This is a genomic window from Wolbachia endosymbiont (group A) of Limnophora tigrina (genome assembly GCF_964263225.1).
Taxonomy (GTDB): Bacteria; Pseudomonadota; Alphaproteobacteria; order Rickettsiales; family Anaplasmataceae; genus Wolbachia.
The window spans coordinates 702,344-726,490 of sequence record NZ_OZ181654.1; the positions used below are offsets into that span (position 1 = coordinate 702,344).

Here is a 24,147-nt window from a genome sequence, read left to right on the forward strand (position 1 = left end):
TCCTAACTTATTACACTATTATTTACAAGATGGGATCTGAATATTATTTGCTCAGCTGGATATGGCGGTGTAAACTCAAAATCAAAAGACACTTTTCCGCTTGCAATATTTGCCGGTGTATTGAGTTCGGGAGTTGCATAACATTTTCCACTGATAATTGCTCCTTGCGCTTTTAAACTTGCAAGGTAAGAATTCACCCCCTCAATCACATCATCTATATAAGTTTTTGTGATATTGCGATCAACTGCCCAGAGATGAGCTCGAAGTAAACTATCGTTAATTAAATCTGCAGTGCGCCTTACTGATAGAAAAGCCCATTTCGAATCGTTTGAACATGTTCTATTTCCCCAAAGCCTATAGCTATTTTGATGAATTATCGTTGTTACTTCATTTTCATTTAAATGGTTTGCTCTACAATTTGTATTACCGAGCGTAAAATCAATAGGCCTGCTTGTTCCAACAATACTATTTATCTCTTTATTTGAAGGCGAATGCCAAAATCCTTGCTCGCTGTCTATCTTAGCTATTAACCCAGCTACAAATGGACTCGATGGCAAGATTTCTTCTTTTCCTTCAATAAATACCTTAACCCAAGGATCAACTACGTAAACTCTTGAGCTGCCTACACTTTTTCTCCATTTAATTGCTTCTTCATCATTAGTATTTGGTCCATCTGCTACTATTATAGCTCTTAATTTTTCTGCTATAGAAATTAATGCTGCAACCACTGGATTTTTGCCATCTTCTGGTAATTGATGAGTAAATTGAGGTGCAATTAATATTCTTGGAGCAACATGAACTATACTTTCACTGCTGAGAAATGCCTCTATCCCTTGATATTCTCCAGTCTCTTTATCAACTCCACCGATTATACTTTGAATAGTTTCACTTTCTTTGAGCTTTGGATCGCTGTTTTCACTTTCTTTAACTCGAATAACTACTACTGTTGCACCAATCTGGGAAAATATTCCATTTATTGCAGAAGGTAAACTGCCACTCTTTCCGAGCTTTGCTGCTTCCTTTAAGCTTCCTGCAACTAACACTGGTTTATTTAGCGGAAATTTTTGCTCATCTGCTTCAGGTGCAGTACCAATTACACCTATCACTGATGATTTAGCTGTACGTACTGTCTTTGCTCCTGAGGTTACCTCAATAACATTTACGCCATGTAAAAATTCTTCAGCCATTTCTTTGTATTTTTTTCCTGAAATCATCTAGCAAAGTCTGTAGCTCATTTTTACTTTTGGCTTCTGCAATTTTCTTCTTGGTAATGTCTTCCAACTCTTCACATTTAATTATTTCTTTTACTGCTTTTTTTGCTTTTTCTTCAATTATTCTTGCCATTTCAATAACTGTAATACCACGGACTTTTGCTAATGGTTCTATAATTTCTGTATCCTTTTTACTTATAGACTCTGGTGCTGCTAGAATGCTTTTTGCGGCTTTTTCTTGTATTTGATACGATTTAGCTTTTTGGTGAGAATTTCCAGCGTATTCGTTAGTATAGTTATTAAAATAAAAACGAAGTGCAGAAAGTTTCGCATTTTCCAATAACTCCAGCTCAATATCTTCCTTATTCCTTTCAACAATTTTCTCTCCTTCTGTTAAACAATAACTTTTTTGCCAGTCAAAATTCTTTGGTGCTTCATACCAATCATTTCCAGTTGGCTTGTTTTCAAGTGTTGTTGTTTCAATCTGCTTGTGGTTTTCAAAACGTATATAAATAGTCACAAATTCCTCCTCATTGCCATATTTGATCAGTTCGTTCTAACCCTGGACATTGCCAACCCCTGAGCGTCCTTTCCACATCTACCTCAAGCCCTGTGGTGAGAAAATTGCTACGTATGTTATAAATCCCCCACTGAATAAATTGACCATAGTTGTGTACATAATTTGATGCAAGCATACCTTGACTAACTTGTGTTCTGGAATACAGATAAGATGATGTGTAAAGTAATATTGCAACTGTTTTTCCTGCTGGAATCTCCACATTACCAGATCCGGCTAACTTGCTATCAGAACTCATGTATTGGTAAACATTTTTCCATACTATTTTTGAAATACTTGATTTATTAGAATTAGTGTTATCAGGAGTTCCCACAAATAATCCTGCTCCCCCATACTCCGTACTTGAATACGATGATCCAACAAATTCCATTGTCTTATTTATGTTCACATTGGTTGTATTTTTTACAAATACTACTCCAAGTGCAGCATACGGGTAATAGTATATCTCATCATAACTACCAGAAAAACTTTTTGTGCATAACTCTCCGTAAATAAATGTTCCTTTACTTCCCTCTATAAAACTTAGTTGTCTTGGCCGATAAAAACTAACGTAATCTGTATTGTACGTATGGCTACCTGCTAGTAGTTGTAACATATAGTCAGTTTTTGTTATATCACTACTCCACTTTCCAAGCTCTGTCGTAAAAGTTCCGTGGCCAAAATAATTATTTTTTCTGCCAAGTACACCAAATAAGAAAGGTAATGACCCTGGTTCAACCATGTTGCGCTTTCTTATTTCATTTATAAGAGACACTTTTAACTGTTCATCCCGAGTTTTTACCTCATTTATCAGGGATGTTTTTAATTGGTTATCACGAGTTTCTATTTCCCTAATAATTGATGAGCCAGATGGTACATTATTAACAGCACGAAAATCTTCTACTAAACCTTTAAGACCATCTTTATGACTATTACTAATGCTATTTATTGCTGCAATATTGGCATTCTTTCTCGTATCAAGTAGCGATAAATTTGTTGTTCCTTTTTCATCAATTCTCTTTAATAACTGCTTCTCTGATTCAGAGATCACTGCTAAAGAACTAGCTTTTTTATTATCCAGATCAGTTAAGTGTTTTTTTGCACTATCAAGAAGTTCTTTTAGCTTACCATCAGTCATCTGTACAATTTCAGAAATTGCACTTTTGTCGACTATTGATTCCAATGCTTTAGCAAGATATGCTAATTGATCTGGTGTACTGTTTGCTGCTAAATCCTTAAGCCTCTTTTGTAGTGCATCAATTATCTCTTTTACCTCAGTCATCTGCACAATGTCAGCAATAGCTTTTTTATCTGCTATCAATTCCAGCGATTTTGCAAGATATGCCAGTTGATCTGGTGTACTGTTTGCTGCTAAATCCTTTATCCTTTGGTATATTGCTTCTTTCATTTCCAAAAATTTAAAAAAGTCTCAAAATTAAACCGCTCAAAATTACTCTTAAGTTGATTATGCTCATCTTCTCTTTCGGTAATATCTTCATCTATTTTCTTAATTGTGGTACGGATACGAACAACATCTTGCACAGCAATGTTTTCTGGATGAGGCAAAGAGTATCCTCTACTTGTTTTATCATCTGACATTCTGCTAAGTGATAATGATTCGTAGATTTTTGACTTTTGGACGATAGACAACCGTTCCACTTAAAACCAATTTTATCCTTGTATCATTACCATTAAAATTTGATAGCACATGAGTTCTCTCTACCAAATTTTCTCCAATTGGTTTTCCTGATGTTAAATTTACTAATTGCCAATCCACGTTTTTTTGTACATATGCTTTAACATCTGCAGTGCCAGGTATCAGCGCATCATATGTTATGGTAATCTTAGTGTTAGCTCCTGCTGTAATGCTTCTTGTAACATAATCTCCGAACTCTGAAAGATTACCCAGAACTAGCTGTAACCCAGGATAGAGAACTGGACTTTTTTCTCGCCCTCCTTTTAGGCTTGCTTTTACCGTTAATTCCCCATTTATTCTTTCACGCAGCGCGAGCGGCAAATTATCAGACAAAAAGTTTTCTCTTCCCTCTTCATCTGTCAGAATAAATTCTACATTGGTATCAAATGCTACTTTTTCGACGTTCGTCAAAACAATTAAATCTGATACATTATTTACAGTAACTTTGCCCAGGTCAACAACATAAGAAACTTCACTAAATTTTGCAGCTAGTAGTCGAAACGTTAAATCTAAATTTTGATGTGGAGTCCAGGTGCTTGCATTGCTAGATGACAGTAATACTCCTACTTGATATGGTTGACTTGTTACCCAACGGCTATTTACTGCATCATACTTGCCAAGCTCTGCTATTTTTACTGCAGTATCTGCATCATCAGTAAGTAGTACTATCGCATACTCCTCTCCTGCATGGCAAAACATTGGTGACCATTCTATACGTGTTGCTGTGCCATCTATCTTTATATCTTTTGGCTCAATATAACTTTCAGCAATGACAGTCTGCGAGGGCATTCCCACTGCTGTTTCTCTAATCTGCACAACAACACGTTTTTTGCCTTTATTTATAAACCATAACTCTAGACCTCCTATGTGTCTGCTCTCATTTAAAGTAAATGTTTGCGCTAAAGGATCAACTCTTCTTGCTGCGATAACTCTTCTTCTTTCTTCTATGGTAATTGTTTTTTTACCAGTATAAGTTGCCTCTCCATAGCTTCCTTTATCCCCGTAAAACTGTACTAATTTAGTACCTGCTGGAATGTTTGCTGGCACTTTCACCTTTCCCTTTAATTTTCCCTGGTTGTTAGCTGTGAGCATATTTTTACCTCTTACGCAGTAGGCTGAATGAAGATACCATCGAACTTCACCTCCTTGAGCTTTTCATTTGGCTCAAAACCTTCGATCTCAAAATTCTGTACTGCTTCTCGCATAAATTCAGTTTCATAAGAATTACTTGACAATAGCTCTGTTGTTTCTCTAGTACTAAACACTCTAGTTACTGGACTTTTCCAATTCGTGGTAACCTCTGTCCAGTGGTCAATGTTTTTATTTAGAGTAATTTGTGCCGGGACTGGATCAAAAGCTTGATATGGATTGATCTTTTCTCCTTTGGTCTGTAAAAGCTGCTCCAGTACCGGTTCAAGTTTATAAGGCAAAAGATATCTTTCCCCACCTTTTTCAATATCTGCAACTTCTACATCTATTGGCAGAACTAGCTCTCTATTTACTATTGCTGCAGACTGCGAAATTCCTTGATCGCGCATATCATCATCAAAGAATGAATCAACAAATACTCCTTTTTTGGTGGTAGGTTCTCTTGAATTTGCATCATTGCGTAGACGTTCCTGTGCAACCAGCGCATAAAGATCATTTATTCCTTTTTTCATTGCTTCAAGCTCATTCATCGGTACAGCATGAATAGCATTATTCACTATTTTTACCCCTTCTTTTTCTCCGTTTTTCCACGTCTGATGAATGTAGCAGAGCAAAAGTTGTCCGCTAGGTGCTTTAGGCATTGATGGTCGCCAAGGGTGAGCTATACCTTTTATTCTCCTTACTGCTCCTTTGCTATCGATAGTAATTAAATCATAGCGGGGCATTTTCCAGGTGTAATCAATCAGAACCAAGCTGTTATCAACTGCTCCTTTTACTTTACACCCCTCGTCATTTATATCTTCAGGACTTACATGAGTACGACAGCGGTAAGTTATTTGATAACTACTTCCAGGAGCTGGTTCTTTACCTGGTAATGACCAATCAACGTTTCCTGCGTTTAGTTTGTAATCTATACTGTTTTCATAAATAACATTGCCTTGTTTAACTTGAATAATCTCAAGTACTGCAGAGTCAGGTATCGGATCAATAGCTCCAGAGTATGAACCATGAGTAACAGTAATGGTTTTCTGAACAGTTATATCTACTTTTTTAATTTCACTTATTGGAAAATCATTAACTTTCAGTTCCATTACTCTTTGGCTATTTGGCTGAAAAGTATGTGGTTCTGATTCAACTGATTTTATATCCGGATCTTCATCAAAAGAAACACGAATACTGTGAGGAAGTTCAATCTCATAGCCATCAACATGAGCTTTGCCCTCATTAATCACAAATATTTTTTTTCCTCCTTCTCCCTCTTCCTTTTGCAGGAACATTACTTCAAGGCCATTTACGACGTAGGAACCATTTGCTTCTTTGTCATAACGAGCAAGAGCAGTAGTTACTATGTTTGCTTGTGGAGGTGGTGAATGTTCCATTAATACTCCATTTTCAATGTTATAGATTGGATAAAACTCTCCTTCAGAAAAACGTGGAGAAAGACCTTCTGCTTGATAACCCCAAGTGATAGTAGCTCTAAGCCTTGCAGCTCCTACTTCCTGATAGTTTCTTGTACCAATAGCAGGATCACGAAGGTTTTCATCCTCAAGTTCTGTAATCGTAGATTCTACATAATAAACACCTATGCGAACTGTGGTACTCAGTGGAATAACAAATTCTTCTTTTTCAACTTTTCTAACTGCACCGCGCAGATAGATTTTTCCTGACTCAAGTGTAACTTTACCAGTTTCTCTATCTATAATACAATTGCTTCCCGTTATAACATCACCATCACGAAATATTGCATCACCTATGCCTTTAAGCTTAGAAAGAGCATACTCCTGAGTCTCATTTAATTCTGCAGACTGTAGACCTCTTCCTGCAAGGAACAAACTTTTTTCGTACTCTTTGTCAGGATTAAAGCGGTTATAATAGGCGTTTAAAGTCATTTTATTCTAAAAGGTTACAACAAATGAAAAAGTTTCCCGAGTTGCAGATGTTCTGATAAGTGGTACAGTATGTTCTAAAACTAATAAGATCCCTGGGTCTTCTATATCTTGTGGTTCAAAATACCTCTGTCCTATAGGTAATTCTTCTTTTACTTTAGTACCAACCATAACCCCTAATTCCCGTATAACTTGATTTGCTGCGTTTGTGAAATCGAAAGTAAATTTGAGATAGAGATTATTAGTTGGTACATTTGAGGGCCTAAACCTTCCAGATGGAGTTATAAGTTCACCGTTTTCATCACCTGTGCAGAATAGCACTTCGTCTGCAGTACGTCTGCCAAGTTCATTGAGCAGCTTTTCAGAAGTTATCAGCTCTGGTGGTGTGCTTTCACTATACTCTACAGTAACTTTATCACTTACTGGAATAGAGCTATTTTCCGTAAGTTTTATTACACCAGTACTGCCATTAACTGTATAGTCAATACTTGGCTGATAAGTTGTTTGCCCTGTAAAAAGCTTCACATCTTTAATAGGTTGATGATCAAATTTTATTTCACCCTTAACGAAAGTTTTTTCTACTTTGTGGCTACTTTCCCAACTTGAATCACCTGTTCCCCAAGCAAGATGGATAGATTGCTTTTTGATGCTGGCTGCTATTGCTGCTCTTCCTGACTGTGTGAGTATTGACATTTTTAATTAAGCCCCCATATATTATATATGTACGGTGAGTTCAAAATTCGTCCGCAAAAATCAAAATATTTTTTTATATCAGGAAAATTTTTTAGGAGAATAGCTCAGCTCCACAGCTAAACTTTCCAACACCGCGAGCAAATGGTCCGCTAGGAATGTCAAGCCATTTATCTTCTTTTGAACCAGTAGCCATTCCTTTAACCAACTTCCGTGCTTGTAACAGCTCTTGAACTATACGCTCCATTCTATCTCTTCCTATACTGTGAAACTCCTCAGGTAGTCTATGCCGCTGTTTATACACTCCTGTACTTCCTGTATGGGTAAATGGATGTCCAGAAATTGCTGCTCGTGTAATTGCAGTTATAAGATGCTGCTTTGAATCTTTTTCGTTCATATTTTTTATTCTTAATCTTTCAGTTATGTCCTCTAACAATCCTGTTTCTTCATTTCTTAAATAAGTGCGTAAAGTGCGATCAGCCAAACCGTTTGCTTTAACAATTGCTCCATAAAATAATGCGTTCTGTCTTACAGATTCTCCTATTGATTTAAAAATTGTCAGTTTAGCTGTATCTTCCACAGACCAAAAAGCGTATGAACACCTAACACCATTAACAAGAGCAGATGTACCTCTAATGGCATCACGTGCTTGCTCAACAGTCGATATAGGTTTTTCACTTTTTGGCTTTCTCATATGATGGGCAGTAATTATTGATGCTCCAGTGCTACCTGCTAAATCAGATAATAAAGACATCAAATAATCGCCTACGGCTGGGTCAGTATTTAAATCAGCGTGCACAAATGATGCAAGTGGATCAAATACGATTAATTTTAAGTCTTTTATTTTATTAAGTTGTTTTGTTATCGATTCAAATTCAGGAGAAGTCTCTATAACTTTACCTGAAACACTCTTTATGATTGTAAGTGATCCACTAACATTTGGTAATGGTACAATAAAGAGCCTATCCTTATATTTTAATCTCTCGCATTGCAAATCAAGACGCTCTAAACGGCGATGTATTTCACTCATATCATCTTCTGCTGAGAAAATTACCACAGATCCATGTTCAGTAACTAAAGGACCAAAACCACATGGCTGATCTTTTCTACTCACAACTTTCAGTGCTAAATCAAGCAGAAGCATACCTTTACCAGTATCTCCCATTGCAGCTAGAATAGATGTCACTCCTAAAGGAAATAACCCTTCAACAAGAAACTTTTGCTCCGGTACTGGACCTATAAAACGTTCTACGCTCCATTCTTGAATATTAAGCAATTGCTTAACGATGATTTTTTTCGAGTTATTTTCAATGAATTCAGGAATATTCATCTTTTCTTCTATACCATCAGCTGAATCCCATCCCTTTGGTTTATTCTCCGGTATTTCAAGAAGAGTAAGTGATAAAACACCAAGAAAAGTAAGCTTTTTCACAACTTTCTCAGCATATTGTTTACCTGGTTCATCATTGTCTGGCCAAATAATAACATGCTTGCCCTTAAGTGGTGACCAGTCTGTTTTTTCTATTGGTGCATTTGCTCCTAACATTGCAGTTGTGGCAGTCATACCTTGCTCTATCAGAGCATCTGCACACTTTTCACCTTCAACTAAAATCACCTTATCAGATTTCATGATACCTGGAATATTATATAAAGGCCTGGTCTCTGGTAGAGTAAAACTAGACCTTTTTACATCAAAAGGAAGATATCTTTTTCCTGAATCAGTGTTATAACGATAAACTGTAACAATCACTTGATCACTTTCATCGTAATAGTTCCATGATGCCGTTGGTTGCCCCAGAGTGTTATTTTTTTCCGAATAACCAATCCACTTAGCAATATCTTCTATCGTATCAGTAAATTGATTTTTTCCAGTAACAGCAGCCCAAAGATCAAAAATATCTCCTCCTTCTCCGGTAGAAAAATCGTGCCATAATCCGGTTTTACTGCCAATTAACTCCACTATCATACTTTTCCCTTGATTGCCTTTTAGATCACCTACATAGAACTTATCACCACGAAAAGTTCCTCTTGGCAGTAAATAAGAAAGACATGACCTTATATTTGATAGGAGTTGAGTTCTTAACTGTTCTTTCTTCCCTAATAATTTATAATGTCCATTTCTTTGTGAACAATAAATATCCATACCTACCTGAAGAATTTTTATGTTCTAGCTATAACGTTAGCAGATTTCCAACATCCATTAATCTTATTGATGAATTTTGTTGGTATAGATCTACCGTTTCTAAGTTCATATACTACTTGCAAGATATTTGTACGTTTATTGGGTTGAAATATTACTATTCCAGATGTATAAAAACTTCTTAAAGCATTAGCACCAACAAGAGCTTGAAATGGATTCTTTTCCAATATAGAGGTAGGTACTTTTTTGGTGTGATTTGTGATGATTATTCCAGCCATAGGATTAATCTTGGAACGTAGTTTTTCTATTGCATGCTGCAGACCATAGTTAACGGAATTATAAGGAGAATCAATCACAACTAAATCAAACTTTTCCTCTACCATATTTTTTATTTTTTCTATACCTTCTTCATTTAAGGTCAAATTCATCTTGTTCGTCACAATTAAGTTTTCTGTTGCTAAATGAGGAAGTTTGTTGAGTTGTTGTATACGTTCTCTAATGTAATCATATTCCATTTCGTTTTGTAGATAGAATATTTTTAGCGGTCTTGTAGGCTTCATGCCAAGAAATGATCTTCCTGCTGCCAGATGTACTAATAGAGAAAGAAGAAAATGACTTTTGCCAATCTTTGGAGTACCACCTATGACCAAAAGACCACCTGGTGTCAAAATTCTTGGGCCTATTATATCTTGTGGCATTGGTGATTTGTCATTTAAGTAATGATTTACAGAAAATGCTTTTCCTTCGTTTTGTTTTTCTTGTAATATGGAACTTCTTTCATCTTTACCGTTCAACCATGTTTCAGCAGAATCTATATTACCTTTAACTAAAGTCCAAAGGTCTATTATATTTCCTTTCTTTTCTTCGATCAGGTTATACCAATTTCCTGCATTTTCTCCTTCCATTTCAACTATTATCTTATTTCCATTTCTACTGCCAATATAGAATTTATCTTGGTAAGATTTGCCTTCAGGTAACAAATAAGATAAACAATCTTTGATGTTATTAATTAATAATGATTTTATTTTCAAAGCATTTTTAGATGAAAAATCCATAAAATTCTCCTTGTTTATTCCAAATTTGTTCAACATATTTTTTAGACGTTTAAAGTCAAGATTAGCCAGCTCACAAACAGTTTCAAAAGATCGTGAGCGAATCCATTGACAAGCCTCTTTTTTAAGTTTAGGGTTTTTTCCTGCTGCATCCTGAATAGCTCTAGTAATAACAGCAGCCCACAACTTTCCTTCGTCATACTTCAAAATGGCAACCAATCATCTTGAAAACTTTTTTGTAATTCTGGAGTAATAACTGTAGTAATCCTATTTCTATCTCCGTATGTATTATTAGTTTCAACGCCTACTTTCGCTGTAAACTCTAAATCGTTGAAATCAGCTATAGAGTTGATTTTTCTAGCAGTAACTGCTTTCTCTGAAGTGTCATTTGCATGAATATTTCTGGATGATTCCAAAATACTACGCAGCATAGAACGTCCAGATTCTCCCCAGATGTCTTCTTCACCTTCTGCTTTGCCATTTTTGATACCTATAATCTGAAAAATCTTGCGTTTTGCATATGGACCTTCAGTGACAGTAAATTCAGTGTTTAAATAGATGCTGCCAGTAGTGTAGTTTTTAGTGAACCAATTTTCATAACCTCCAGGCTTTATTGCCATTTTTACCTTGACTATTGTACCTTTCGGTATTAAACTGCTCTGCAGTTTTGCATTATTAAAATCAGTTAAAAAATCTTGTAGCATACGCTCTCCTATAAGTTGACTTTAAAGTGAAAGTTAGCTATTCCATTAGCTGCCAATGACCATTTATCTTATCGACAAGTTTGTTTGGCACGCGTTCACCATTGCGAAGCTCAAATACTATCTGGCGTGCACTGCTTTCTTCATCATGAGCAAACATCACCATACCAGTACTGTAAAATCCACGTAAAGATCCAGCACCACTTAGGCCTTGAAATGGATCTTCTTCGAGCATCTTTTTCGATAATTTTTTTGTATGATGAGTAAGTACAATACAAGCATCTGGATTGACAGCACTGCGTAGCTTTTCAAGAGTCTTTTGCAGAAAAAACAGCATAGCACTATTGTCATTTTCATTTCCATATTCACTGCTAAAGATGTTACGTAATGGATCTATGGCCAAAACATCAGGTTTAAAGCGTTCATTTACAATCTCCTTAATTTCACTTATTTCATCATGATTAAATGATAAGTGCACTTTTGGCGTAATGATTAAGTTGTTAGCAGCTACATTCAAAAGTTCATTATCAAGTTGTTGCAAACGTTCTTTCATATATTCATATTCAATTTCAGTTTGCATGTAGAAAATTTTTAAAGGTCTATTTGAAACCATACCAAGAAAAGGAACACCTGCAGCCATATGAACGAGCCATGAAATCAAAAAGTCACTTTTGCCGATTTTAGGTGGGCCACCCAGTACCAATAAGCCTCTTTTTGTTAAAATTCTTGGTGAGATTATATCCTCTGGTATTGGCGATCGATCGTCCAAGTATTCTTTCACACTGAAAAAAGGAATTTTTTGACCAATAGTTAAAAAGTTTTGTAGCATATAATAACCTCCTATATGTTGGGCGTGACAGGTTGAATTGCAAAAGCTTTAGTTTTAATTTTTTTAAGAAGTTTTCCTAGATGCGGTTCTTCAACCATATTAAGGCAACCACTTCGATCTTTAGCAGGATATCCCCAAGAATTAATCGTCTGACAGACAAATGAACGAACCTCTGTACCATCATCTTTCTTGATTCCAACCATACTGATTACCTCATCAACAATACCTGGAATTTCACTTGCAGTTTTAGCTCCTTCACATTGAGGTAGCCAAGTTGAGCGATTGAAATCATCGAGGTATTGTCCAAGAGTTCCAACTGTAATGATGTCTTTATTTGGAATATGTTGAAACTGATTGAGCCAAGCCATCATTTCTTGAGCAAGTAACCCGTAAGCAGCTCTCATATCTTGTTTTCCTGATCTTTCAGAAAAAGCTTCAGGTTGCATTTTTGCCCACAATAGACATAAACGCGAGGCTACTGTAATACTATCGATAAAAATACATCGATACTTGAGAAACTCTGAAGCAAGCTCTTTGTATTTACTGGATACATGCTCATAGTGTTTTTGGCTATATGCTGAGTCAGATTTTAACGCAGGATTAGGACCACCTATGAGACATGCAATATCTCTTGCCTCATTCCAAGTACGAATACTTACAGAATCCCCTTGCCAATCTTGAACAGCAAGTAAACCTGCCTCAAAATCAAGACAAAGTGTTGGTTCATTTATGGTCTTTAAGAGACTAGTTTTACCTATACCATAAGGACCAAAGATGACCATTTTTATACCTGTTTGAACTTTTAGCCGTTCATTGCTGTTCATTATTTTCATTTTTCTCCCAGTACCTAAATATATATGTACGATGACCTAGGCAATTCGTCCGCAATTTGCAAAAAAAAATTTTGAGCAAATATAATCGAGAGCTTATAACTTCTCTAAAACTGAGAATTTATCGCGTATTCGTTCTAGTGTGCGATAGATAGTTGTCTTTGGTATTTTGGTTATTACAGAAACTTCAGTAATAGTAAATACCTTAAGTAATTGACATAAATTACTATCTTTTTCAGACAAAGTTGAAATTATATTATTTATATCAGTGCGAATTATCGCTTCGATTTCCGAGTTCCTATGATCTGGAATATCGTCGTTTATATCATCAAAAGTTATATTACGTTTTAGACATAACTGATTGCGTAACATATTGCGAGCACAATAATTAGCTAATCTAGCAACGAAAGTACTAAAACTACTTCTTTTCTCATCGTGCTGGTTAAGATATTGCCAAACCTGACAAAAAAGCTCTTGTTCTATATCTTCGAGACTTTCGTTAATAAAACAGCTTTTGGATTTAAGGCGCGAAGCTTGAAATCTCACATGTTTAACAATTGTAGAATCGATTCCTTGATAAGAATTCTTCATAAAAACTCCAAAAGTTTCATGAATAGAGATTTTTACCAAGACTTTGTATGACTAATTTATTATAAAAAAGTAGTAATAATTTTTTTTATCTAAAAGAATAAAATCTTTAAAAGTTAAAATAAGATTTAAACGTTTTGATACACTACTGAAGCTACTTTTTCATAGGTAAAAAACTACCAATTTCGTACCTAATTTCTGAGTTACTAATTAGTATTTCAGAAAGCAGTAATCGTTAAGTTATTGATAATATTGTCTTTTTTATGTTCTATTCCTAAAAGCCGTTTCTAAAGTTAAGTGGCTAAAATCGGCCAGTAAAGAGGGTTTACGGATTACTGAAGTCTTATATATATTATATATATATTTAAATACAGGTAAAATATAATATATGATAATATAATAATATAAATATTGGCGTAATATAAGTTATGTAAAATAGTTATTAAGATAAGTAAAGATGAAAAAAACTCAAATGGCAGGATATGAAATTTTTTTTAATTTTTTTTCAAAATTGCGGACGAATTTGCGAGTCATCGTACATATATATTATACAGGGCATTGAACTTTAATTACACAAAGGAGTTTTTGTACGTCAATCTTAACGCTAGATCTCGGCAAGCAAACCGGCTGGGCAATTCTAACAGATGGAGTAATTGAAAGTGGAAGCAAAAGCTTTCATGGTAGCCGTTTCAGTGGAGGTGGAATGTGTTTTTTAAGTTTTCACAATTGGCTTAATTCTTTGAAACATGAGTTCACTGCAGTGTATTTTGAGGAAGTAAGAAGACATCTAGGAACTGATGCAGCGCATTGCTATGGCGGTTTTCTCGCAGTTCTGTCTGCTTGGTGTGAAGAGAACAATATTCCCTACCAAGGTGTTAATGTTAAAACTATCAAACGCTTTATAGCAGGCAAAGGTAATGCAAGTAAGAGTGAAGTTATTGAAGCTGTAAAGGAAAAAGGTTTTTTGCCTAAAGATGATAATCAAGCAGATGCTTTAGCTTTGATGTTCTATGTTATGGATTTTAGTAAAGATATTAATAAGTCGAAAAATCCATAAAAGTGGGTCCTTTCGGCCAGGCTGGCGGGTTTGGTGGTGCTGACCCCAGGCCTTCTTTAGCGTCAGATATATTTTAAATATTAACTTTTTAATTAGTATAGCAATTATATGAATTTAGCAATCCACTATTATCCTACTCGAAACCCTCACTTTTACCCACAATTTTGAGAGGTCATGATGTGAAGCATAACTATGCTCTCCTTAAGATTTTCATAGCCCCGCCATAGAGTCATAGCCCCTGGTAAATTATCACTTTTTCTATTCATAAATCCACCTAATTTTCCTAACCAAATAATAGCTTGTTTTATGTTTGGAGGTTCTTCTGGCAATGTAGCTACTTTATGCTCACGTATGAAAAGGGCCTTCCACTCTTCGTTGCTTAAAATTTTAGTACAGGTTTCCATGGGATTTGATAAAGCGACTTTTGTTAAATATAAAATTTTAAATGCAATAATGCTCTTTATAGCAATTAATTTCTGTAGCCTTTCCTTTGTAGTTAAACGAGAGCTTTCTATTTTACATCCTGATTTTAAAACCCTGAAATACTCCTCAATTTTCCATCTTAGCTTATACCAATTTATCCTTTCTATAGCATCTAAAGTGCTATTAACTGGTACATTAGTCAGCAAAGTCCAATCAATAGCTTCCAATCCTTCAGGAGGATTTGTTTCTTTTGCACTTACCACATATACAGGGATTTTATCACTTATTTTATGCACTGTGTCTTTTGATCCATAAATTGAAGAAGATCTGATAGGTATATAGCCTTTCATATACTTAACTTCAATATTAGCTTTCCTTGATCTTTGGTTTCCACCTTTATTAACTTCTAGAGAAATTTTCTTCTTTACTGGCAGTTGAGTGATGCGTGTTTGCAAATCTGTTTTTCCAATTTCAGTACAGATAAATCTTCTATTAGTTCGATTACGGATTACATAAAAACTACCTAATGTCTCAGTGATCCATAAAAATTTGAAGATATCTGCCTCTCTATCACCAAGGGTAACAAGTTGTACATTTGCAGGAAGGTTGTTTATGCTTTCTTTGAGAGCTGTTATCCACTTATAACTTTCTTTTTCTTCTATGGAGGTACGGTATTTCCTGTTTGCTTTTTCTTGTGACGTTTCTTTTTCCCTAATAGAACGTGCCCAACATTGTTGAGAAGATAGACCTAAAGGCAATCCGTCTTTGCTGACTATTAAGGCACTGTGCAACAGTAAACCCATTTTATGCTTCGTATAAGCTTTAGAAATACTACCTAGCCTCTTAGTTTTTATATGAGAGTCAAAATCCAAATAACTTGTATCTTGAACTGAAAAAACAAACTGATTTCCTTTCATTCTCTCCATAGTTTCTTTGTAATGGGAAGAATAAATTTCCTTATCCTTAAGCTTTTCATTGCTAAATAATCTGTATGCACCCTTAGCTTCTTTCCATCCACTACAGCTTTGATTAATTGATCCAGACGCCTTACCCTCTATACAATAGCCTGTTTTAATAAGTCTCTTATTAAGTCTTGTATCTCCTAAATTAACGTGTTTTAACTCTCTTTCCAGCCATTTATCCCCTAAGCCATCAGTATATTGCACATTTGTACTTACTTCACTCATTTTAATCCCAAATTTATTTGGTATCCATTTTACTCACTTTTTTATTTGTGGGTAAAAGTGAGCTCGAAACCTAGTTGAATATGAGCGTAATCCACGTAAGAATGATGACGTAGTAAATAGAATGTGTGCTTCAATCAGGGAATTCGGCTTTCGTATACCAATAGTTGCAAAAAGCGATGGCACTGTGGTTGATGGTCATTTAAGACTTAAAGCAGCAAGAAAACTTGGTATGGAAAGTATTCCAGTGGTCTTAAGTGATAATCTAAATGAACCACAAACTAAAGCTTTTCGATTACTGGCAAATCAATCAGCTAATTGGGCAAAGTGGGATGATGAGCTTTTGAAAGTAGAAATTCAAGAGTTAGAAGATTTACAGTTTGATCTTAAAATGACTGGATTTGAATTAGAAAAAGTTCAACATTTCCTTGATGATTTAGATAGTGAAAAAGAAGATCTTTCTGACTTAGCTGGTGATGACAAAAAAGTAGAAATAACAAAACCAGGTGATCTTTGGATTTTAGGTGATCATAGAATCTATTGTGGTGATAGCTCTGTAGTTGAATCATATAAAGCGCTGTTAGATGATAAAATGGCAGACATTACTGTTTGTGATCCTCCGTATAATGTTGATTATGGTGGTAGCCAAGATAAAAAAATATTAAACGATAATCAAGGTGAAAAGTACGAACTTTTTCTCTACGATATCTGTTCCAATATTTTAGCATATACCAAAGGTGCTATTTATATCTGTATATCATCATCAGAGTTTTCAACGTTGCAAAAAGCATTTGAGGAGGCAGGAGGGAAATGGTCAACATTTATAATTTGGGCGAAGAATCACTTTACGCTAGGAAGATCAGATTATCAAAGACAATACGAAGCAATGCTTTATGGATGGAAAAGCGGCAATAAACGTGAGTGGCATGGAGGTAGAAATCAAAGTGATCTATGGTTTTATGATAAGCCAACACATAATACACTACATCCAACGATGAAGCCAGTAGAGCTAATGGAGAGAGCAATAGTAAACAGCAGCAGATCAGGAGACATAGTTCTTGATCCATTTAGCGGTTCTGGAAGTACACTGATTGCATGCGAGAGAACAGGAAGAATCTGCAGAACAATAGAGCTAGATTCAAAGTTTGTAGATGTCACCATAAAACGTTGGCAAGTATACACAGGCAGGGAAGCAATTCTTTCTGAGAATGGTAAAACCTTTTCAGAGATTCAAGAAGAAAATTCGTAAAAAAGAAGCAAAAAAAGTGGAAAAAATCACACAAACAGAATGGGCAAGGGAGATAGGAGTATCAAAGCAATATGTCTGTTATTTAGTAAAAAAAGGAATAGTTGAGTTGGAGGATGGTTTGATCGACCGAGAACAAGCAAATGAAGCGGTGGCAGCAATAAGAGATCCAAGCCAGCCGCTGAGGAGGAAAAATCCAGAAAGTACAAGTAACCTTTCTACGATGTTGCTGAAAACTAGAATAAAAAATGAAATGGAACGTGGTAGATTATTGGAGGCAAAAGCAAAAGCTGAGATTGGTGAACTTGTAGCAGTAGAAGAAGTAAAAAACGAAGCATTTAACGTAGCAAGAGTTGTCCGTAATAATTTGCTTAATATTCCAAATAGGGTTTCAGCGCTGCTTGCATCACTGAGTGACACTGAAAAGATTCATATGGCGCTAACTGAAGAGATTACAAACTCATTACAAGAATTATCTAATATTAAGTTTTAAATAATGTCTGCTAACTTAAGTTTAGAATTAATAAAGTGTCTCATTAATCAACCAGGAGTGGATGTAAATGTTAGAGGATTAAATGGAAAGACACCGCTGCATTATGCAGTAGAAATTAACGAGTTTGGTATGGTTGCACTCTTACTGAACAGGAAAAATATTAATCCACTGATCACTGATGATGATGGTAAAAGTGCGCTCTCTTGTGCAAGAGAAGAAATATTACAAGCACTAATCAATCACAAATACGGATCAGAGGAAGATAGTTTGCTTCACTTAGCTGCGATGTTGAATGAAGCAAATGCTGTAAGGTTTTTACTCGACAAAGGGGTTAATGTTAATGAGCAGAATGCTCTACTACATACAGCATTACACTTAGCAGCAGGAGCTGGAAATGAAGAAATAGTAGAAATTTTAATTAGAGAAGGAAATGCGGATAAGGACATTCTTGATGCGAGAAATCACGCAGCAATTCATTATGCAGTAAACAACAAGAAAATAGGAGTAGTAAAAAAACTAGTAGACCTCGATGCAAATGTAAATAGGACCGGTAGTGGAGAAAATGCAACAAAGTTATCACCTCTTCACAATGCTGTAAGCGTTAGCAATTATGATGAACGAGATTTGTGTTTAGATATTGTAAGGTGTTTAACAAATGCTCCAAACTCCAAGGTCAATTTACAAGATTATGAAAATAAAACACCATTACATTATGCTGAAAGACTTAAAACAATAGAGGTTTTACTAACGCGAGAAGATATAGATCCTTTGATTAGAGATGATAAAGGCAAAACACCATTTTGTTATGCAAGAGAAAGGAATAAACAAGATATAGTGGAAATTTTAATGAGTAGTAAATATGGAGAAGATAAAAACAGTTTACTTCATTTAGCTGCAAAGAAAGGATATGAGGAGTTCCTAGAAGAGATTTTAGAAGAGGGAGTTGAAGTAGATATTTTAAACAATAAAGGAGAATCAGCGATATATCTTGCAGCAATAAATAGACATTTTAATATAGTAAAATTACTGCTAAAGAAAAGAGCAGATGCTACAGATGTTTTTCAGTACGCAATAACAACAAATAACGTAAAACTGATAAAGTTATTAAGCAAAGAAAAAGATATAGTTTTATTTGGAAAAAATGACAACTTTCCAACGTTTCATTTATTGAGCAATAAATATTTTGAAGAAAGGAAAATAGCAGACAAAAAAATAAAGAAATATATCAATATCATCTGTGTTTCTATAACAATATGCGCAATAGCGATAGTAGGAATTTACCCTAACATTATAGCTGCAGTAATGGTGGGAATAGTTGCGCTTACAGCTGCAATAATGATGAGTAATTTGACTCAAAAGTACTTAGAAGAAGCGCTTGAAAAGAAAATGTTTACTGAACTCGAAAGTGAGAAAACAAGTAGTCCTAATTTAAGTGATGTAGAAATATCATCTAGTGATGGTGAAGAGCTAGCAATATGATATACGCCACATCTTTTTCTGAAGGTTTAAAACCAGATCCAGAGCTTAAAGTATCAGAGTGGGCGAATGAGTATCGAGTTTTAGCAGCAACTGCAGCATCAGAGCCAGGTAAATGGAGAACGGAAAGAACTCCTTATTTAAAAGAAATCATGGATTCACTTTCTCCGTCCTCACCGGCAGAAAAAGTAGTATTCATGAAAGGAGCACAGATTGGGGGAACAGAAGCTGGTAACAATTGGATTGGCTATATTATCGATCAAACCCCTGGTCCAATGCTAGTAGTACAGCCGACAGTTGAAATGGGAAAGCGTTGGTCAAAGGGAAGATTTGCACCGTTAATAGAGAGTACGCCATGTTTAAAAAGTAAAGTAAAAGACCCAAGGTCAAGAGATTCAGGCAATACTGTACAAAGTAAGGAATTTCCAGGTGGAATAGTAGTAATAACCGGAGCAAATAGCAGTGTAGCACTGAGATCTATGCCAGTAAAATATCTCTTTCTTGATGAAATAGACGCCTATCCAGGAGATTCAGGAGGTGAAGGAGATCCGGTTTTACTCAGCATAGCTCGTACCAATACATTTGCACGGCGAAAGATTTTTTTAGTATCAACACCAACGATTCATGGAATAAGCAGAATTGAGAAGGAATTTGAAGCAACAGATAAGAGATACTTTTTTGTTCCATGTACGCATTGTAATTACTATCAAGTTTTAAAATGGTCACAAATAAAATGGGAAGATAAAAATCCAAATACAGCACACTATATATGTATAGAATGTGGTGAAAAGATAGAAAATCATCAAAAGACAGAGATGCTTGAACGTGGAGAATGGAGAGCTACTAATCCAATGAAAGGTGAGAAAAAAGGATTTCATCTTTCAAGTCTTTATAGTCCAGTTGGCTGGTATAGTTGGCAACAAGCAGTAGAAGATTTTCTCCATGCAAAAGAAAGTGAACAATTACTGAAGGTTTGGATAAATACTACGCTTGGAGAAACCTGGGTAGATAAAGGAGAAGTACCAGACTGGAAGCAATTATTCAACAGAAGAGAATTTTTTCCCGTAGGCACAGTACCTAAGAGAGAAGTGGTACTTACTGCAGGAGTAGATGTCCAAAAAGATCGTCTAGAGGTGGAAGTTGTAGCATGGGGAAAAAGTCGTGAAAGTTGGTCAATAGACTACCGAGTATTTGAAGGAGATACAGGAAGTAGAGAAGTATGGAAAAAGCTTTCGGAGCTCCTCAATCATCATTTTATTGGTGAAAATGGGCTTGAATATATGATAAGTATGATGGCGGTTGATGCAGGGTATGCAACGCAGGAAGTTTACAACTGGGTGAGAAGTCATCAAGGGTCTGGAAGAGTAATGGCAGTGAAAGGTGTAAATAAAGCACTAGTGCCGCTGAGCAGCCCAAGTAGAGTAGATATAACAGTTGGAGGGCAAAAGCTGAAAAGAGGAATAAAGCTCTGGCCAGTCGGAGTATCGATATTAAAGTCAGAGCTTTTTCAATTACTTAATATTTTAAAAGAAGGTGAAGAAACACCGCCAGGGTATTGTCATTTTCCCGAGTATGCACCTGAGTATTTTAAGCAGCTAACGGCAGAGCAATTAGTCAGCAAAGTAGTAAAAGGATATACCAAACAAGAGTGGCAAAAGGTAAGAGAAAGAAATGAAGTACTAGATTGCCGAATTTATGCAAGAGCAGCATCGATAGCACTGGGAATAGACAGATGGCCAGAGAGTAAATGGAATAGTTTAAGTGAAAAACCGGAAAGTAAAAAATCAAAGAAAATAGTCAAAAGCAAATGGATCAGCAAGTAATAAATGTATAACGAAGATTATTTAATTCAAGTCGAAGAAGCGATAAAGAAGCTGCAAAACGGAGAGCGAGTAGTATCAATTGCATATGGTGATCATGTGGTAAGATATGCAGAAGTAGATATAAATGATTTACTAAACTTAAGACAACGAATTAAAGCTGAGCTAAAGATTGCTGGAGTGGAGCCAAAGAGGAAAATTATTTTTTTAACGAGTAAAGGAATTTTATAAATGCTACTAAAAACCTTCAAACAATTATTCAACAAGCCAAAAATCAAAAGTTCAGCCTGGGATGCAGCAGGCTCAGGAAGAAGATTTTTTCACTTTCAACCAGAGTTAGGAAGTATAAACAATTTGCTGTCTCAAAGCCTTGAAACTTTACGTAGTAGATCACGTGATATGGTGAGAAAAAATCCTTACGCTGCAAATATAATTGATACGATAGTAAGTAACTCTATTGGAACAGGAATAAAACCACAATCAAAAGCAAGAGATGGAGAATTTCGAAAGAAGGTGCAAGAATTATGGCTAAGATGGACAGATGAAGCAGACAGTAGTGGAGTAAGTGATTTTTATGGATTACAAGCTCTAGTATGCAGAAGTATGATAGAGGGAGGAGAATGTTTTGTACGTTTAAGAACGAGAAAGCTGGAAGATAGATTTTCTGTACCACTACAACTGCAAGTACTTGAGTCTGAACATTTAGACAATAAAACAAATCAAACTTTAGCAAATGGTAATGTAATAAGAAACGGGATTGAGTTTAACAAGCTTGGGCAAAGAGAAGCATATTACTTATTTAGAGAACATCCAGGCGAAGGCTCATTTGGAGAATCAGTAAGAGTACCAGCAAATGATGTTTTACATATTTATAGACCACTAAGACCTGGGCAAATTAGAGGAGAGCCATGGCTTTCGAGTATACTGCTAAAGCTCTATGAACTTGATCAATATGATGATGCAGAATTAGTACGAAAAAAGACTGCAGCAATGTTTGCGGGATTTATTACGAGACTTGATCCAGAAGCAAATATCATGGGAGAAGGTGAAGCAAGTGAGCAAGGAGTAGCACTATCTGGCCTGGAACCTGGAACAATGCAGCTTTTAGACCCAGGAGAGGACATAAAATTTTCAGAGCCATCAGATGTTGGAGGAAGTTATGAAGCGTTTATGAGACAGCAACTGAGGGCAATAGCAATAGGTACAGGAATAACATATGAGCAGCTAACAGGAGATTTAACAAGCGTTAATTATTCATCGATTCGGGCAGGGTTGATAGAGTTTCGCAGAAGGTGCGCAATGTTACAGCATAACGTGATAGTGTTCCAGTTTTGTAGACCTATTTGGAATAGATGGCTAGAATTAGCAGTGCTTTGTGGAGAACTGAGTATAGATGAAAAAGTAGTAAAAGCAGCGAAAGAAGAAGTAAAATGGATACCACAGGGATTTGATTGGGTGGATCCACTGAAAGACCAGCAATCGCAGCAAATGGCAGTAAGGAATGGATTTAAGAGTCGATCGGAAGTAGTATCAGAAATGGGTTACGATGTTGAAGAAATAGATCAAGAAATAGCAGAAGATCAAAAACGTGCAAATAGTCTCAACTTAATGTTTGACTCTGATTGTAAAGGATTATGATGCTCTTAGGAAAACCATTAATGCTTGAACCAAGGAGTTTTGAGCTATTGTCATTAAACAATCAAAAACATCCCACGTTTAAAAACATAAAGTACTCCATCAAAAGTAACGTAGAAAGAACTGCAATTATAGCAATACATGGAATCTTGACTAAAAAACCAGGTGCGTTTGATGAAATGCTCGGGATGACATCATATGAGCAAATAGAAGAACAAATCAAACAAGCATTAGCAGATAGTAGCATAGAGACAATTATGCTGGAAATAGATAGCCCCGGAGGAGAGGTAAACGGTATATTTGACCTAGCTGACTTTATTTATGAATCAAGAGCAAAAAAGAGGATAATAGCGATAGCAAATGATGATGCATACTCTGCTGCATATGCTATAGCTTCAAGCGCTGAGAAGGTATTTGTGAGCAGAACTTCTGGTGTTGGCAGTATTGGAGTAATAGCAAGTCATATAGATCAAAGTAGATTTGATGAAAAGCAAGGTATTAAGTACACCACAATCTTTGCTGGTAGTCGAAAGAATGATTTAAACCCACATGAGCCAATGACGTCTGAAAGTCTGGGAAGCTTACAAAAAGAAGTAGACCGACTATATGAAATGTTTTTGCAGCTAATAGCAAGGAACAGAGGTCTTTCAATTGAAAAGATTCGATCAACAGAGGCAGGGCTATATTTTGGGGAGAAAGCAGTAGAAATAGGCCTTGCAGACGGAATGACAATTCTTTCATCTATTAATAAAAACAGGAGTATTACTATGAATGAACAAACTACAAATGACCTAGAAACTGATAATTTAACCAAGTATCGTACTGAAGTTCTTGAATTAATACGTTTATGTAATTTATCGAAGATGCCAGAAAAGATAGGAGAATTTATTGAGCAAAGTGTAAGTGTTGAGCAAGCTAGGGAAGTTTTAATGGAATTACTTGCAGAGAGAACAAAGAAGACAGAGATACTGAGTGCAATACCACAGAATTCAGGAGAAGAATTGATGATGCAGGTAGCGAAAAGTCGTAGGAGTTAAAGTATTTTTATAACCGCCGTATATAGCATTGATAAAAGCGGCGGTAAGCAGTTAAGGAGAGAAATTTATGAGTTGTATAAGCGAACAAAATAATCTGGGTGACTTATTAAAGTATGAAGCATCAAGTCTATATTCAAGAGATCAGATAACAGTAGCAAAAGGGCAGAACCTAAAGCTTGGTACAGTAGTGGCTCTCGATAAAGATAGCATGGTTAAGATAATAAATCCAACTGCCACAGATGGTACACAAACAGCGATAGGTGCAGTAGTAAGTGATGTAAATGCGACAGAAAATGCTAAAGCAGTAATTATTACTCGTTGTGCAATACTAGCAGATCATGCGGTTGTGTGGCCAGCAAATATCACTGAAGAGCAGAAAGCTGCAGCAATAAAGCAACTTGAAGCACGAGGGATCATTGTCCGCAAGGGAATTTAACTAAAATTAATA

Annotated in this window: 22 protein-coding genes and 1 pseudogene; 9 read left to right on the forward strand and 14 right to left on the reverse strand. The window is 35.8% G+C overall.

Translation table 11 applies throughout. From position 1 onward, the window contains the following. Positions 1-2: 2 nt before the first annotated feature. The 13 genes from ACE38P_RS03240 to ACE38P_RS03300 form a co-directional block, all read right to left on the reverse strand. On the reverse strand, positions 3-1,187 hold the full coding sequence (locus ACE38P_RS03240; RefSeq protein WP_353280948.1) for a phage tail sheath subtilisin-like domain-containing protein: 1,185 nt from the start codon (positions 1,185-1,187) through the stop codon (positions 3-5). Then, positions 1,180-1,731, reverse strand: coding sequence for a hypothetical protein (locus ACE38P_RS03245; protein WP_264707917.1), 552 nt, complete (start codon positions 1,729-1,731; stop codon positions 1,180-1,182). The genes ACE38P_RS03240 and ACE38P_RS03245 overlap by 8 nt, the downstream gene beginning before the upstream one ends. A gap of 10 nt (positions 1,732-1,741) precedes the next feature. Continuing rightward, positions 1,742-3,175, reverse strand: coding sequence for a hypothetical protein (locus ACE38P_RS03250; protein WP_374699484.1), 1,434 nt, complete (start codon positions 3,173-3,175; stop codon positions 1,742-1,744). Continuing rightward, a complete protein-coding gene (locus ACE38P_RS03255; RefSeq protein ID WP_015589010.1) occupies positions 3,172-3,366 on the reverse strand; it encodes a hypothetical protein in 195 nt (64 codons plus the stop codon). Before ACE38P_RS03255 ends, ACE38P_RS03250 begins: the two co-directional genes overlap by 4 nt. Positions 3,367-3,370: 4 nt before the next feature. Further along, positions 3,371-4,555, reverse strand: a complete 1,185-nt coding sequence (locus tag ACE38P_RS03260; RefSeq protein WP_374699485.1) for a hypothetical protein — start codon at positions 4,553-4,555, stop codon at positions 3,371-3,373. Positions 4,556-4,566: 11 nt separating this feature from the next. Then, on the reverse strand, positions 4,567-6,501 hold the full coding sequence (locus ACE38P_RS03265) for a DUF4815 domain-containing protein (RefSeq protein WP_374699486.1): 1,935 nt from the start codon (positions 6,499-6,501) through the stop codon (positions 4,567-4,569). A gap of 6 nt (positions 6,502-6,507) precedes the next feature. Then, positions 6,508-7,191 (reverse strand): hypothetical protein, encoded by a 684-nt coding sequence (locus ACE38P_RS03270; protein ID WP_374699487.1) that lies wholly within the window; start codon positions 7,189-7,191, stop codon positions 6,508-6,510. A 91-nt stretch (positions 7,192-7,282) separates the two neighbouring features. Beyond that, the gene (locus tag ACE38P_RS03275) at positions 7,283-9,331 is read right to left on the reverse strand and encodes an AAA family ATPase (RefSeq protein WP_374699488.1); all 2,049 of its coding nucleotides are present in this window, start codon (positions 9,329-9,331) and stop codon (positions 7,283-7,285) included. A 17-nt stretch (positions 9,332-9,348) separates the two neighbouring features. Continuing rightward, on the reverse strand, positions 9,349-10,587 hold the full coding sequence (locus ACE38P_RS03280) for an AAA family ATPase (protein ID WP_264376934.1): 1,239 nt from the start codon (positions 10,585-10,587) through the stop codon (positions 9,349-9,351). Then, positions 10,584-11,084 carry a hypothetical protein gene (locus tag ACE38P_RS03285; RefSeq protein ID WP_182364992.1) on the reverse strand — a complete coding sequence of 167 codons (501 nt, stop codon included), beginning with the start codon at positions 11,082-11,084 and terminating at the stop codon, positions 10,584-10,586. Before ACE38P_RS03285 ends, ACE38P_RS03280 begins: the two co-directional genes overlap by 4 nt. Positions 11,085-11,121: 37 nt before the next feature. Beyond that, complete coding sequence (locus tag ACE38P_RS03290; protein ID WP_015589004.1) at positions 11,122-11,910, reverse strand: AAA family ATPase; 789 nt, start codon at positions 11,908-11,910, stop codon at positions 11,122-11,124. A gap of 11 nt (positions 11,911-11,921) precedes the next feature. Further along, complete coding sequence (locus tag ACE38P_RS03295; protein ID WP_353282794.1) at positions 11,922-12,743, reverse strand: ATP-binding protein; 822 nt, start codon at positions 12,741-12,743, stop codon at positions 11,922-11,924. Between the two features lie 93 nt (positions 12,744-12,836). After that, positions 12,837-13,331 (reverse strand): sigma-70 family RNA polymerase sigma factor, encoded by a 495-nt coding sequence (locus tag ACE38P_RS03300; RefSeq protein WP_019236463.1) that lies wholly within the window; start codon positions 13,329-13,331, stop codon positions 12,837-12,839. A 592-nt stretch (positions 13,332-13,923) separates the two neighbouring features. On the opposite strand from ACE38P_RS03300, the gene ACE38P_RS03305 reads away from it, so the two are divergent. Next, positions 13,924-14,385, forward strand: a complete 462-nt coding sequence (locus ACE38P_RS03305; RefSeq protein WP_374699826.1) for a crossover junction endodeoxyribonuclease RuvC — start codon at positions 13,924-13,926, stop codon at positions 14,383-14,385. 152 nt (positions 14,386-14,537) lie between these two features. Here the strand turns inward: ACE38P_RS03305 and ACE38P_RS03310 are convergent, their stop codons facing one another. Further along, on the reverse strand, positions 14,538-15,995 hold the full coding sequence (locus ACE38P_RS03310; RefSeq protein WP_374699293.1) for an IS4 family transposase: 1,458 nt from the start codon (positions 15,993-15,995) through the stop codon (positions 14,538-14,540). A gap of 67 nt (positions 15,996-16,062) precedes the next feature. Between ACE38P_RS03310 and ACE38P_RS03315 the strand changes: the two are divergent. The 8 genes and pseudogenes from ACE38P_RS03315 to ACE38P_RS03350 all read left to right on the forward strand — a co-directional run. Next, positions 16,063-17,241: pseudogene (locus ACE38P_RS03315) on the forward strand (DNA modification methylase); the annotation flags it as partial. 16 nt (positions 17,242-17,257) lie between these two features. Continuing rightward, a complete protein-coding gene (locus ACE38P_RS03320; RefSeq protein ID WP_374699489.1) occupies positions 17,258-17,731 on the forward strand; it encodes a hypothetical protein in 474 nt (157 codons plus the stop codon). 3 nt (positions 17,732-17,734) lie between these two features. After that, entirely contained in the window at positions 17,735-19,210 is a 1,476-nt protein-coding gene (locus ACE38P_RS03325; protein WP_374699490.1) for an ankyrin repeat domain-containing protein, read from the forward strand. Next, complete coding sequence (locus tag ACE38P_RS03330) at positions 19,207-21,030, forward strand: phage terminase large subunit family protein (RefSeq protein ID WP_374699491.1); 1,824 nt, start codon at positions 19,207-19,209, stop codon at positions 21,028-21,030. The genes ACE38P_RS03325 and ACE38P_RS03330 overlap by 4 nt, the downstream gene beginning before the upstream one ends. Before the next feature lie 3 nt (positions 21,031-21,033). Then, complete coding sequence (locus ACE38P_RS03335; protein ID WP_047759662.1) at positions 21,034-21,258, forward strand: gpW family head-tail joining protein; 225 nt, start codon at positions 21,034-21,036, stop codon at positions 21,256-21,258. Next, the gene (locus ACE38P_RS03340) at positions 21,259-22,665 is read left to right on the forward strand and encodes a phage portal protein (RefSeq protein ID WP_374699492.1); all 1,407 of its coding nucleotides are present in this window, start codon (positions 21,259-21,261) and stop codon (positions 22,663-22,665) included. Beyond that, positions 22,665-23,699 carry a S49 family peptidase gene (locus tag ACE38P_RS03345; RefSeq protein WP_047759660.1) on the forward strand — a complete coding sequence of 345 codons (1,035 nt, stop codon included), beginning with the start codon at positions 22,665-22,667 and terminating at the stop codon, positions 23,697-23,699. The genes ACE38P_RS03340 and ACE38P_RS03345 overlap by 1 nt, the downstream gene beginning before the upstream one ends. A gap of 67 nt (positions 23,700-23,766) precedes the next feature. Further along, complete coding sequence (locus tag ACE38P_RS03350) at positions 23,767-24,135, forward strand: head decoration protein (protein WP_047759659.1); 369 nt, start codon at positions 23,767-23,769, stop codon at positions 24,133-24,135. Positions 24,136-24,147 lie beyond the last annotated feature (12 nt).